The 13,726-nt window shown below is 57.6% G+C and carries 10 protein-coding genes; 9 read left to right on the top strand and 1 reads right to left on the bottom strand.

The genetic code is table 11. From position 1 onward, the window contains the following. The first annotated feature begins 89 nt into the window (after positions 1-89). Positions 90-1,259 carry a Na+/H+ antiporter NhaA gene (nhaA, locus tag ACL2XO_RS22595; protein WP_413725503.1) on the top strand — a complete coding sequence of 390 codons (1,170 nt, stop codon included), beginning with the start codon at positions 90-92 and terminating at the stop codon, positions 1,257-1,259. Positions 1,260-1,330: 71 nt separating this feature from the next. Here the strand turns inward: nhaA and rpsT are convergent, their stop codons facing one another. Continuing rightward, positions 1,331-1,594, bottom strand: a complete 264-nt coding sequence (rpsT, locus tag ACL2XO_RS22590) for a 30S ribosomal protein S20 (protein ID WP_203523918.1) — start codon at positions 1,592-1,594, stop codon at positions 1,331-1,333. 453 nt (positions 1,595-2,047) lie between these two features. Between rpsT and ribF the strand changes: the two genes are divergently transcribed. From ribF to carB, 8 genes are all read left to right on the top strand, one after another. Further along, the gene (gene ribF, locus ACL2XO_RS22585) at positions 2,048-2,986 is read left to right on the top strand and encodes a bifunctional riboflavin kinase/FAD synthetase (RefSeq protein ID WP_413741564.1); all 939 of its coding nucleotides are present in this window, start codon (positions 2,048-2,050) and stop codon (positions 2,984-2,986) included. A 32-nt stretch (positions 2,987-3,018) separates the two neighbouring features. Then, the gene (gene ileS, locus ACL2XO_RS22580; protein WP_413725501.1) at positions 3,019-5,835 is read left to right on the top strand and encodes an isoleucine--tRNA ligase; all 2,817 of its coding nucleotides are present in this window, start codon (positions 3,019-3,021) and stop codon (positions 5,833-5,835) included. After that, positions 5,835-6,341: a signal peptidase II gene (gene lspA, locus ACL2XO_RS22575; RefSeq protein ID WP_203523915.1), complete on the top strand. Its 507-nt coding sequence runs from the start codon at positions 5,835-5,837 to the stop codon at positions 6,339-6,341. The genes ileS and lspA overlap by 1 nt, the downstream gene beginning before the upstream one ends. Before the next feature lie 5 nt (positions 6,342-6,346). Continuing rightward, the gene (gene fkpB, locus ACL2XO_RS22570) at positions 6,347-6,820 is read left to right on the top strand and encodes an FKBP-type peptidyl-prolyl cis-trans isomerase (RefSeq protein WP_132925901.1); all 474 of its coding nucleotides are present in this window, start codon (positions 6,347-6,349) and stop codon (positions 6,818-6,820) included. Continuing rightward, positions 6,801-7,751, top strand: coding sequence for a 4-hydroxy-3-methylbut-2-enyl diphosphate reductase (gene ispH / locus ACL2XO_RS22565; protein WP_132925903.1), 951 nt, complete (start codon positions 6,801-6,803; stop codon positions 7,749-7,751). Before fkpB ends, ispH begins: the two co-directional genes overlap by 20 nt. 278 nt (positions 7,752-8,029) lie before the next feature. Then, positions 8,030-8,851 (top strand): 4-hydroxy-tetrahydrodipicolinate reductase, encoded by an 822-nt coding sequence (dapB, locus tag ACL2XO_RS22560; RefSeq protein WP_413725499.1) that lies wholly within the window; start codon positions 8,030-8,032, stop codon positions 8,849-8,851. Positions 8,852-9,317: 466 nt separating this feature from the next. After that, entirely contained in the window at positions 9,318-10,466 is a 1,149-nt protein-coding gene (gene carA, locus ACL2XO_RS22555) for a glutamine-hydrolyzing carbamoyl-phosphate synthase small subunit (RefSeq protein ID WP_413725498.1), read from the top strand. A 14-nt stretch (positions 10,467-10,480) separates the two neighbouring features. Beyond that, a complete protein-coding gene (gene carB, locus ACL2XO_RS22550) occupies positions 10,481-13,708 on the top strand; it encodes a carbamoyl-phosphate synthase large subunit (protein WP_413741563.1) in 3,228 nt (1,075 codons plus the stop codon). The last annotated feature ends 18 nt before the right edge of the window (positions 13,709-13,726 follow it).

The raw sequence follows: 13,726 nt of genomic DNA, 5'->3' as shown, positions 1-13,726 counted from the left end.
TACCTTCCGATTATCAGTCCCTTTTGTTTACCCACAGCGCCAATTCCCGCACAATAAAACTCATCTAGCGTATACCGAGGTAAGGGACTTTGATTTTTATTATTCGCCGCTGGCTCTCGCATGAAGCTTCAAGCGGTGTGTTATTGATTCTGGCAGCGCTGGCGGCATTGATCATCGCTAATTCCCCGGCCCGTGAGGCCTATGAGGCCACCCTATATTACCCCCGGGCCGCCGCCGGCGAACAGGGCGCTTCCTTTAACCTGCTTGCGCTAATCAATGACGGTTTGATGGCGATGTTTTTTTTACTCATCGGGCTGGAGGTTAAGCGGGAACTTATCCAGGGTGCGCTGGCCAGCCGCGCCCAGGCGGCATTCCCGGCTATCGCTGCGCTGGGAGGAATGATAGCGCCGGCCATCATCTATATGCTGATGAACCGGCATGCCCCGGCTAATTACGCCGGCTGGGCCATTCCGACGGCAACGGATATCGCCTTCGCGGTGGGCGTGCTGGCACTGCTGGGAAAACGCGTGCCCGCCAGCCTGAAGGCCTTTTTGCTGGCGCTGGCCATTATCGACGATTTAGGGGCCATCGTTATCATCGCCCTGTTTTACAATCACCAACTTTCCCCGGCGGCGCTGGCGGGCGCCGCCGGGGTAGCGGCGGTTATGTGGCTGATGAACCGCAGAAATATCAGTCATCCCGGCCTCTATCTGCTGGCCGGCGCGGCGCTTTGGACATGTGTGCTGCTCTCAGGCATCCACGCCACCCTGGCCGGGGTGATTGCCGGCGCCCTGATACCGCTGAGCCTGCCGGGGAAGGCTTACTCCCCCGCGCTGGTGCTGGAGCACCGGTTGCAGCCCTGGGTCATCTATTTGATCTTGCCGCTGTTCGCGTTTGCCAATGCCGGGGTCTCCTTGCAGGGCTTGACGCCCGGCAGCCTGCTTTCGCTGCTGCCGGCCGGCATCGCCGCCGGGCTAATCCTGGGGAAACCCGTGGGGATAATGGCGTTCTGCCTGCTGTCAGTGAAGCTGCGCATGGCGCGCTTGCCCGATGGCGTGGCCATGGGGCAGATTGCCGCCGCGGCGGTACTCTGCGGCATTGGCTTCACTATGTCGATTTTTATTGCCGGCCTGGCATTCGGCACCGGTTCGGGAAATGAACAGCTCACCTTGGCAAAGCTGGGTATCCTGTCGGGTTCGACGCTATCGGCAATCCTGGGCTATCTGGTGCTGAGAAGGGCTTTGCCGCAGGCGGCGTAGCAGGGCATGATGTTAACAATGGCGCATAAAAAAAACCGGCCGAAGCCGGTTTTTTTAACGAATAACAACACTTACTGCATAGCGTTGATACGCGCGGTCAGATTAGATTTATGACGCGCTGCTTTGTTCTTGTGGATCAGACCTTTGCTGGCCTGACGGTCCACTAGGGGCTGCATAACAGAAAATGCACTCTGCGCAGCTTCTTTATCACCTGAATCGATAGCCGCGTATACCTTCTTAACAAAGGTACGCATCATGGAGCGACGGCTTGCATTGTGCTGACGACGCTTCTCAGACTGTACGGCGCGTTTCTTAGCTGATTTGATATTAGCCAAGGTCCAACTCCCAAACGTGTTCTATGAGACAATTCAAAGGCCGAGGAATATGCCCTTTCAGCCTTCTTTTGTCAATGGATTTGTGCAAATAAGCGCCGCTCAATAACGCAACGCCTGTTACAATGTGATGGCGCAGGATTCTACCAGTTTCAGCCCAAGGAATACAGTGTTTGCAGTGAAAAAAGCGATTATACCCGTCATCTCTCCCTTGCCCCCTTGCCGCAACATGAAATCTAGTGGGCATATCGTTATTAAGAAAGGTGACTCGCTCCCGGCGGCCCGGCCACGGGGAGCGGAATACTCCGCCCTGGGCAGAATAACCTGCGCAAAAAACCAGACCGGGCAATATAAGCGTGGTTTTCTCCGCTGTTACGGGCAAAGATTGGATTCGCGGGTTAACCTTAGGCTCCGTACAAGGTATAATCCGCCGATTTCCATTGTCTTGAGCCTGCTATGAAGCTTATTCGCGGCATACATAATCTTCAGGCGCGTCACTCCGGGTGCGTGCTCACCATCGGCAATTTTGACGGCTTTCATCGCGGGCATCAGGCGCTGATAGCGCAATTGCAGTCCGAAGGCCGTAAAAGAGGCCTGCCGGTAATGGTGATGATATTCGAGCCCCAGCCGCAAGAACATTTTGCCGGCCGGGACGCCCCGGCGCGGCTGACCCGCCTGCGGGATAAAGTGAAGTACCTGGCCCAGGCCGGGGTGGACATAGTACTCTGTGCGAAGTTTGATCAGCATTTTGCCGCCATGGACGCCCGGACGTTTGTTTCCCGGCTGCTGGTGGACAAGCTCGGCGTCAGGCTGCTTTGCGTGGGTGATGATTTTCGGTTCGGCGCCTGCCGGGAGGGTGATTTCGCCTTTTTGCAGCAGGCGGGTACCGACGCGGGTTTTGATGTCATGAGCACCGCGACCTATACCGAAGGCGGCTTGCGTATCAGCAGCACCGCGGTACGGGAAGCGCTGAATACCGATCTGCTTGCCGAGGCCGAAATGCTGCTTGGCCATCCCTACCGAATTTCCGGCCGGGTGGAGCACGGCGACGAGCTGGGCCGTACCCTGGGATTTCCCACCGCCAACGTCTCGCTGAAAAAGCGGCCGGCGCCCATTAACGGCGTGTATGCGGTGGAGGTCCTGGGTCTGTCGGCCATGCCGCTGCCGGGCGTGGCGAACATCGGCACCCGACCCACGGTGGCCGGGCTGGTGTCGCGGCTGGAAGTCCATTTGCTGGATACGTCGATGGACCTGTACGGCCGCCATATCGAAGTGGTGTTTCGTGCTAAATTGCGTAATGAACAACGGTTTGCCTCCCTTGATGAGTTGACGCGGCAAATCCAGAATGATGTGGTGACCGGCCGGACGTTTTTCGCACTGACGGCGCCCTTTTAAACTCTCAAACCGAAAACGGAACCGAGAATCGAATGAGTGATTACAAAAATACCCTGAATTTGCCGGACACAGGGTTCCCGATGCGCGGCGACCTGGCCAAGCGCGAGCCTGGCATGCTGCAACGCTGGTATGAACAGGACCTGTACGGGATTATCCGCCGTGCCAAGAAAGGTAAAAAAAGCTTTATTTTGCATGACGGCCCTCCCTATGCGAACGGCAATATTCATATCGGTCATTCGGTTAACAAGATTCTCAAAGACATTATCATCAAATCCAAAGGGCTGATGGGCTATGACTCGCCTTACGTGCCCGGCTGGGATTGCCACGGGCTGCCGATTGAACTGAAGGTTGAGCAGTTGATCGGCAAACCGGGTGAAAAGGTCAGCGCCGCCGAGTTTCGCGCCGCCTGCCGTAAATACGCCGCCGAACAGGTTGCCGGTCAGAAAAAGGATTTTATCCGTCTCGGCGTGCTGGGTGATTGGGAACATCCCTATCTGACGATGAATTTCGGCACCGAAGCCAATATCATCCGCGCGTTGGGTAAAATCATCGAAAACGGCCATTTGCAAAAAGGGGCCAAGCCGGTGCACTGGTGCATCGATTGCCGTTCCGCCCTGGCGGAAGCCGAGGTGGAATACTACGACCGCACATCCCCTTCCATCGATGTAGCGTTTCAGGCCGTGGATGCCGCCGCGGTGGCGGCGAAATTCGGCGTTTCTGCTTTGAACGGACCGCTGTCGCTGGTCATCTGGACCACTACGCCCTGGACCTTGCCCGCGGACCGGGGAATTTCCGTGCACCCGGATTACGACTACCAGTTGGTGGCCGTGGACGGGCAGAACTGGATCCTGGCCGCCGACCTGGTGGAAAGCGTTATGGCGCGGGCCGGCGTCGCCCACTGGACCGTTCTGGGCAGTTGTAAAGGCAGCGCGCTGGAACTGCTGCGCTTCCAGCATCCGTTCATGGCATTCGACGTGCCGGTGATACTGGGGCAGCACGTGACGCTTGACGCCGGTACCGGCGCGGTACATACCGCCCCCGGCCACGGTCCGGACGACTATGTTATCGGCCAGCAGTACGGTCTGGAAGTCTCCAATCCGGTGGGGCCGGACGGCTGCTTCCTGCCCGGGACCTATCCCGGGCTGGATGGCGTACAGGTCTTCAAGGCCAACGATTTGATAGTGCAGCTGCTGCGTGACCGCGGCGCGCTGGTGCATGTGGAAAAACTGCTGCACAGCTACCCCCACTGCTGGCGCCACAAGACGCCGATTATCTTCCGCGCCACGCCGCAGTGGTTTATCAGCATGGATAAAAAGGGACTGCGCCAGCGCTCTTTGGAGGAAATCAAGGATGTGCAGTGGATCCCCACCTGGGGCCAGGCACGCATCGAGAATATGGTGGCCAACCGCCCCGACTGGTGTATCTCGCGCCAGCGCACCTGGGGCGTGCCGATGTCGCTGTTCGTGCATAAAAACACCGAGGAGCTCCATCCGCGCACCCTGGAATTGATGGAAGAAGTGGCGAAGCGGGTAGAGCAGCAGGGTATCCAGGCCTGGTGGGATTTGGATCCGGCGGAGCTGCTGGGGGCCGAGGCGGCCGACTATGTCAAGGTGCCCGATACGCTGGATGTCTGGTTTGATTCGGGATCCACCCATTCGTCGGTGGTGGCGGTGCGGCCCGAGTTCGCCGGCCACGAGCCGGACATGTACCTGGAAGGCTCCGATCAGCACCGCGGCTGGTTTATGTCATCGCTGATGATCTCCACCGCCATGAAAGGCAGGGCCCCGTACCGCCAGGTGCTGACCCATGGTTTCACCGTCGACGGGCAGGGACGCAAAATGTCCAAATCCATCGGCAACACCGTCAGTCCGCAGCAGGTGATGGACAAGCTGGGGGCGGATATTCTTCGCTTGTGGGTCGCATCCACCGATTATACCGGTGAAATCGCGGTATCGGATGAGATCCTCAAGCGCTCCGCCGATTCCTATCGGCGCATACGTAATACCGCGCGCTTCCTGCTGGCCAACCTGAACGGCTTCGACCCGGCGCTGCACAGCGTTAAGCCGGAAGATATGGTGGTGCTGGATCGCTGGGCCGTGGGCCGGGCGCAGGCGGCTCAGGCCGACATTATCGCCGCCTACGACAGCTATGACCTGCATAACGTCGTGCAGCGCATGATGCAGTTCTGCTCGGTGGAAATGGGCTCTTTCTATCTTGATATCATCAAGGACCGGCAGTACACCACCAAGGCAGACAGTATCGCCCGCCGCAGCTGCCAAACCGCCCTGTACCATATCGCCGAGGCGCTGGTGCGCTGGATGGCGCCGATTCTCTCCTTTACCGCCGACGAGATCTGGAGCTTTATGCCCGGAAAACGCCAGCAGTACGTCTTTACTGAAGAGTGGTATGACGGCCTGTTCGGGCTGGACGAAGGCGAGACCATGAACGATGCTTACTGGGAGCAGGTGCTGAAAGTACGCGGCGAAGTGAATAAAGTGCTGGAGCAGGCCCGTGCCGATAAGCGTATCGGCGGCTCCCTGGAGGCCAGCGTCATCCTGTACGCCGATGAGTCCCTGGCGCCGACCCTGCGCGCCCTGGGGGAGGAGCTCTATTTCGCCCTGTTGACGTCCCGGGCGGAAGTGGCGGATTACGGCGCGGCGGGCGATGATGCCCTGCAGGCCGAAGGCCTGAAAGGGCTGAAAATTGCACTGGCGAATGCCGAGGGCCGGAAGTGTCCCCGCTGTTGGCATTTTGAGACGGATATCGGCGCCGACCCCGAACATCCGGAAATCTGCGGCCGCTGCGTCACCAACGTGGCGGGCGCCGGCGAAGAGCGTAAGTTTGTCTGATGAAAACACCCCTGATGTCAACCGGATTGCGCTGGCTGTGGCTGGCGGTAGTGGTACTGGTCATTGATCTTGGCACCAAGCAGTGGATTATGACGCACTTTATGCTGCATGAAACGATGGCGATCATACCCTCTGTGAATTTTTTCTATGCACAGAATTTCGGCGCGGCCTTCAGCTTCCTGGCGGATAAAGGCGGCTGGCAGCGCTGGCTGTTTGCGCTGATTGCCCTGGTTATCGCCATTGCGCTGCTGTTTATGATGTACCGGTCGGATTATCGGCAACGGATGTCCAACTGCGCCTATGCCCTGATTATCGGCGGCGCGTTGGGCAACCTGTCCGATCGGCTGGTGCACGGCGTGGTGATTGACTTTATTGACGTCTATGTCAATGAATGGCACTGGCCGACGTTCAATGTGGCGGATTCCGCTATTTGTATCGGTGCGGTATTGATCGTGCTGGAAGGGTTCTTCCGCCCTTCCGATCGGGCCGCCAAGCAGAAAGGCTGAGTAACATGACCGAACAGGTGCAGTCCGACAGCGCGGTGCTGTTGCATTTCGATCTCAAGCTTGAGGACGGTACCCTGGCGGAATCCACTCGCCGGGAGAATAAACCGGCGCTGTTCCGCCTGGGGGATCAGAGCCTGTCGAAGGGATTGGAGCAGGCGCTGCTGGGATTGCGGGTGGGGGATAAAAAATCCTTTTCCCTGGGTCCCGAAGAGGCGTTCGGGCCCTCGAATCCCGATTTGGTCCAATTTTTCTCGCCGCGGGATTTTCTGGATACCGGCGTGCCCGAAGCGGGCACCATCATGCTGTTTACCGCCATGAACGGTAATGAAATGCCCGGGGTGGTCCTGGCGGTGACGGATGAGTCCGTCACGGTGGATTTCAACAATCCGCTGGCCGGCCGCCGGGTTTATTTTGATATCGATGTCTTGGCTATCGATCCGGAGCAGGAGGAGGATAAAAATGCGCATATTGCTGGCTAACCCCCGCGGATTCTGCGCCGGTGTCGACCGGGCAATCAGTATTGTGGAACGGGCGCTGGAAATCTACGGCGCCCCCATCTATGTCCGCCATGAAGTCGTGCACAACCGCTATGTGGTGGACGCGCTGCGCGCCGGCGGCGCGATCTTCATTGAACAAATCGATGAAGTGCCGGACGGCTCCATACTGATTTTTTCCGCCCACGGCGTATCGCAGGCGGTGCGCAACGAGGCGAAGAATCGGGATCTGACGGTATTCGACGCCACCTGTCCCCTGGTGACCAAAGTGCATATGGAGGTGGCGCGCGCCAGCCGCAAAGGCACTGAGGCAATTCTCATCGGCCATGCCGGGCATCCTGAAGTGGAAGGCACCATGGGGCAATACAGCAATCCGCAGGGCGGCATGTATCTGGTGGAATCGCCGGCGGATGTCCGCAAGCTACAGGTCAAGGACGAGGCCAATCTCACGTTCATGACCCAGACCACGCTTTCCGTCGACGATACCTCCGAGGTTATCGATGCGCTGCGTGAACGCTTTCCCCAGATCATCGGGCCGCGTAAGGACGATATCTGCTACGCCACCACCAATCGCCAGGAAGCAGTGCGGGACTTGGCGTCCGAGGCGGACATCGTGCTGGTGGTGGGCTCAAGAAACTCCTCCAACTCCAACCGGCTGGCGGAACTGGCCCAACGGGCGGGTAAGCCGGCCTATCTCATCGATACCGCCGCGGATATCCAGGAGAGCTGGCTGCGGGGCATGGCGGTGGTGGGCGTGACCGCCGGGGCCTCTGCGCCGGATGTGCTGGTGAAGGCGGTGATTGAGCGTTTACGTGCCTTGGGCGGCGTAGATGTCGAGGAGCGCCAGGGACGGGAAGAGAACATCGTGTTCGAAGTGCCGAAAGAACTGCGGGTAAAAGTGCAGATTGTGGAATAAGCCGGACGACTATCCCATTGTGCTAAAAAACCCGCTCGGGGTTAAAGCGTACAGGGACGTATTTACAGCAGGGTTGCCGTTTCGCTACGATCCGGCATCTTGTTCCCACTGGACACCTTGTTTTTCAGTCAAATGAATAAAAATTCATTTTACCCTGAGTCATTTCCGCTAATATCCCTCCTTTTTTATCATATTATCCTTATCACCGGTTAAATAAACTGGCGGCGGCCGGCGCCTCCGGTTAACCTGACACTGATTTTTCACTTAGCAGAGAGAGCATGGATATGACACCAATCCGCATAGCCGTCGTCGGGGCAGGGGGCCGCATGGGCCGGCAATTGATCCAGGCGGTGCAACAATCTCAATCCGCTTGCCTGGGGGCGGCGATTGAGCGTGAAGGCTCAAGCCTGATGGGTACCGATGCCGGTGAACTGGCGGGTTTAGGTCATATTGATGTCAGGGTCGGCCATAGTCTGGACGCGGTAAAAGACCGGTTTGACATATTGATTGATTTTACCCGCCCCGAAGGCACCCTGGAATACCTGGCTTTTTGCCAAACCCATGGCAAAGGCATGATTATCGGCACCACCGGCTTTGATGAGGGGCAAAAAGACCTCATTCAACAGGCGTCCCGGGATATTCCCATTGTTTTTGCCGCTAATTTCAGCGTCGGCGTGAACGTAATGCTAAAGTTGCTTGAAAAGACCGCCCGGGTGATGGGTGAGTATTGCGACATCGAAATAATCGAGGCGCATCACCGTCATAAGGTGGATGCCCCCTCCGGTACCGCCCTTGCCATGGGCGAAACCATTGCCGGAGCCTTGGGACGCCAGCTGAAGGATTGCGCCGTGTACAGCCGCGAGGGCCATACCGGCGAGCGTAAGCCCCATACCATCGGCTTTGCCACCGTGCGCGCGGGTGATATAGTGGGTGAGCATACGGCGATGTTTGCGGATATCGGTGAGCGGGTAGAGATAAGCCATAAGGCTTCCAGCCGCATGACCTTTGCCAATGGCGCCGTTCGCGCGGCGATATGGCTGAATGGTAAAAAAGCCGGGCTCTATAATATGGCGGATGTGCTCGATCTCGGTAATTTATAGACAGAAAAAAATATATATGTGAATGATGTATTTTTATGTCTATGATTTTAATAAGATATATTTTGTCATTTTTTAAAATATTTTAATAATATACGCTTGCCTGTTTTTTTTCATCAAAATCGTTATAAATAGCGTTTTTAAGAAGTATTTTTCATCAAAACCTTCTCGTTCCCGCCAAAAACGTTCCTGGCGGGAAAATGCTTCATTGATATTCCCTGTTTTTGTCAGGCAACCGATTACTTTTGCTCTTTTACAGAGCTTTTTAACCGGTTCGCTCTGCTTAACAGGTGAAATGACGATTAATTGAATGAATTATTGTTGCGGGGGTAGACAAGTGCCCTATGCATCATTAAAATGCGCCCAATTTGCCAAAAATCCACCTTGAAGGTGTTTTTTGCATTGATTTAGACCGTTAAATCTGAATTAATATGCAAATACAATGACTGAATATTCCTTGGAGGGTGTTTTGATAAAGTCAGCGCTATTGGTTCTGGAAGACGGAACCCAATTCCACGGTCGGGCCATCGGGGCGGAGGGTACGGCAGTGGGGGAAGTGGTCTTCAACACCTCGATGACCGGATATCAAGAAATTCTCACCGATCCCTCCTACTCCCGCCAAATCGTTACTCTCACTTATCCCCATATCGGCAATGTCGGCACTAATCCAGAAGATGAAGAATCCTCCTGCATTCAGGCCGAGGGCCTGGTTATCCGGGACTTGCCGCTGATAGCGAGCAATTTCCGCAGCACCGGCTCCCTGTCTGACTATCTTAAAAAGAATAACGTAGTGGGCATCGCCGATATCGATACGCGTAAACTGACCCGGCTGCTGCGGGAGAAAGGGGCGCAAAACGGCTGTATCATCGCAGGCGATGCTCCCGATGCCGGGCTGGCGCTGCAAAAAGCGCGGCAATTCCCGGGTCTCAAGGGCATGGATCTGGCAAAGGAAGTCAGCACCACCGAACAATATCCCTGGACCCAGGGCAGCTGGCGTCTTGAAGGCGGCCTGCCGGCCCCTGCTTGCGCCGACTCACTGCCGTTCCATGTGGTGGCTTACGATTACGGCATAAAACGCAATATCATGCGCCTTCTGGTGGATCGCGGCTGCCGCCTGACGGTGGTGCCGGCGCAGACCCCGGCGGCGGACGTCCTGGCAATGAACCCGGACGGCATCTTCCTGGCGAACGGTCCCGGCGATCCGGAGCCTTGCGATTACGCTATCGCCGCCATTAAAACCTTTCTTGAAACCGACATACCGGTGTTCGGCATCTGCCTGGGGCATCAGCTGCTGGCGCTGGCCAGCGGCGCCAAGACCCTGAAAATGAAATTCGGCCACCACGGCGGCAACCATCCGGTGAAGGATTTGGACGCCAACCGGGTAATGATAACCGCGCAGAACCATGGTTTCGCCGTGGATGAAACGTCGCTGCCGCCTACGCTGCGGGTCACTCATGTCTCGCTGTTCGACGGTTCGCTGCAGGGCATTTGCCGCACCGATAAACCGGCGTTCAGCTTCCAGGGGCACCCGGAGGCCAGCCCCGGCCCCCATGACGCGGGTCCGCTGTTCGATCACTTTATAGAATTGATTAAGTCATATCGTTCTCAGGCGAAATAATCAGGAGCCAAGCAATGCCAAAACGTACAGATTTAACCAGTATCCTGATTCTGGGTGCCGGCCCGATAGTCATCGGCCAGGCGTGCGAGTTCGATTATTCCGGCGCGCAGGCCTGCAAGGCGCTGCGTGAAGAAGGTTACCGGGTGGTGTTGGTGAATTCCAACCCGGCCACCATCATGACCGACCCCGATATGGCGGATGCCACCTATATCGAACCCATACACTGGGAAGTGGTGCGCAAAATCATCGAGAAAGAGCGTCCCGACGCCATACTGCCCACCATGGGCGGCCAGACGGCGCTGAACTGCGCGCTGGATCTGGAGCGTGAAGGGGTGCTGGCGGAATTCGGCGTCACCATGATAGGCGCCACCGCCGACGCCATTGATAAAGCGGAGGATCGGCGCCGCTTTGACCAGGCCATGAAAAAAATCGGCCTGGAAACCGCCCGTTCCGGCATTGCCCATAATATGGAAGAAGCGCTGGCGGTGGCCGCCGACGTGGGGTTCCCCTGTATTATCCGCCCTTCCTTTACCATGGGCGGCTCCGGCGGCGGTATTGCCTATAATCGTGAAGAGTTCGAAGAAATCTGCGAACGCGGCCTCGATCTCTCCCCCACCACCGAACTGCTGATCGATGAGTCGCTCATTGGCTGGAAAGAGTATGAGATGGAGGTGGTGCGGGACAAAAACGACAACTGCATTATCGTCTGCTCCATTGAAAATATGGACGCCATGGGCATCCACACCGGCGATTCCATTACCGTCGCGCCGGCGCAGACCCTCACCGACAAAGAGTATCAAATCATGCGTAACGCCTCCATGGCGGTACTGCGTGAAATCGGCGTGGAAACCGGCGGATCGAACGTGCAGTTCTCGGTGAATCCGGAAAACGGTCGGCTGATTATTATCGAAATGAATCCGCGCGTATCCCGCTCATCCGCACTGGCGTCGAAAGCCACCGGTTTCCCCATCGCCAAGGTGGCCGCCAAGCTGGCGGTGGGTTATACCCTGGATGAGCTGATGAACGACATTACCGGCGGACGTACGCCGGCCTCCTTCGAGCCCTCCATCGATTATGTCGTCACCAAGATACCCCGCTTCAACTTCGAGAAATTCGCCGGCGCCAACGATCGGCTGACGACCCAGATGAAATCCGTGGGGGAAGTCATGGCCATCGGCCGCACCCAGCAGGAGTCGCTGCAAAAAGCGCTGCGCGGGCTGGAGGTGGGCGCCACCGGTTTTGATCCCAAGGTCAGCCTGGATGACCCGGAGGCGCTGACGAAAATCCGCCGCGAGCTGAAAGATGCCGGCGGCGACCGCATCTGGTACGTCGCCGATGCGTTCCGCGCCGGGCTGTCAGTGGACGGGGTGTATAATCTCACCAATATCGATAAATGGTTCCTGGTGCAGATTGAGGAACTGGTCCAGTTGGAAAACGAGGTGGCGAAGCAAGGCGTTACCGCCCTGGACGCCGACTTCCTGCGCCGGCTCAAACGCAAAGGGTTCGCCGATGCGCGCCTGGCCGCCCTGGCGGGCGTATCGGAGGGGGAAATCCGCAAACTGCGGGAAGAGTATAATCTCCATCCGGTTTACAAGCGGGTGGATACCTGCGCGGCGGAATTCGCTACCGATACCGCCTATATGTATTCCACTTACGATGAAGAGTGTGAGTCCAACCCGACCCGGGATCGTGAAAAGATCATGGTGCTGGGGGGCGGGCCCAACCGTATCGGCCAGGGTATCGAATTCGACTACTGCTGCGTGCACGCGTCGCTGGCGCTGCGGGAAGACGGCTACGAGACCATTATGGTCAACTGCAACCCCGAAACGGTGTCCACCGATTACGATACCTCCGACCGGCTTTATTTCGAACCGGTGACCTTGGAGGATGTGCTGGAAATCGTGCGCGTGGAGCAGCCTAAAGGCGTTATCGTGCAATACGGCGGCCAGACCCCGCTGAAACTGGCCCGTGAACTGGAAGCCGCCGGCGTGCCGATTATCGGCACCAGTCCGGATGCCATTGACCGCGCCGAAGATCGCGCCCGTTTTCAGCAGGCGGTGGAAAGGCTGGGTCTCAAGCAGCCGGCCAACGCCACGGTGACCACCATCGATCAGGCGGTGGAGAAGGCGGCCACCATCGGTTATCCGCTGGTGGTGCGGCCCTCCTATGTCCTGGGCGGCCGGGCGATGGAAATCGTCTATGACGATGTGGATCTGCTGCGCTATTTTCAAACCGCGGTCAGCGTGTCCAACGATGCCCCGGTATTGCTTGACCGGTTCCTGGACGATGCGGTGGAAGTGGATGTGGACGCCATTTGCGATGGCGAGCAGGTGCTTATCGGCGGCATCATGGAGCATATCGAGCAGGCGGGGGTGCACTCCGGCGACTCGGCCTGTTCGCTGCCGTGTTATACCCTTAGCCAGGAAATACAGAATGTCATGCGCCGCCAGGTGGAGAAGCTGGCGTTTGAGCTGCGGGTCCGCGGCCTGATGAATGTGCAGTTCGCCGTCAAGGCCAACGAAGTCTATCTCATCGAGGTGAACCCCCGCGCCGCGCGCACCGTGCCGTTTGTCTCCAAGGCCACCGGGGTGCCGTTGGCGAAGGTGGCCGCCCGGGTCATGGTGGGACAATCCCTGGCGCAGCAGGGTGTGACCAAAGAGGTTATTCCGCCTTATTACTCGGTGAAGGAAGTGGTGCTGCCGTTTAACAAATTCCAGGGCGTCGACCCGATCCTCGGGCCGGAAATGCGTTCCACCGGCGAAGTGATGGGCGTGGGGCGGACATTTGCCGAAGCCTTCGGCAAGGCCATGCTGGGCAGCCAGTCGCACATGAAAAAAACCGGCCGGGCCTTGCTGTCGGTGCGTGAAGGGGATAAAGGCCGCGTAGTGGATTTGGCGGCCAAACTGCTGAAGCACGGCTTTGAGCTGGATGCGACCCACGGTACCGCGGTCGTGCTGGGGGAGGCGGGCATCAATCCCCGGCTGGTGAATAAGGTCCATGAAGGGCGTCCCCATATCCAGGACCGCATCAAAAACGGCGAATACAGCTATATCGTCAATACCACCGCCGGCCGCCAGGCCATTGCGGATTCCAAGCTGATCCGGCGCAGCGCGCTACAGTACAAGGTGCATTACGACACCACCATGAACGGTGGTTTCGCTACCGCCATGTCGCTGAATTCAGACCCCACCGAGCGGGTTATTTCCGTTCAGGAGATGCACCTTCAGCTCAATAAAGCCTGATAGCCGGGCCGCAAGCCG

Origin of the sequence: Sodalis sp. RH15, assembly GCF_047324255.1 — a bacterium.
Lineage (GTDB): Bacteria > Pseudomonadota > Gammaproteobacteria > Enterobacterales > Enterobacteriaceae > Acerihabitans > Acerihabitans ligni.
Note: the sequence above shows the minus strand (reverse complement) of the source record. Positions and strands in the feature narration are given on the sequence as shown.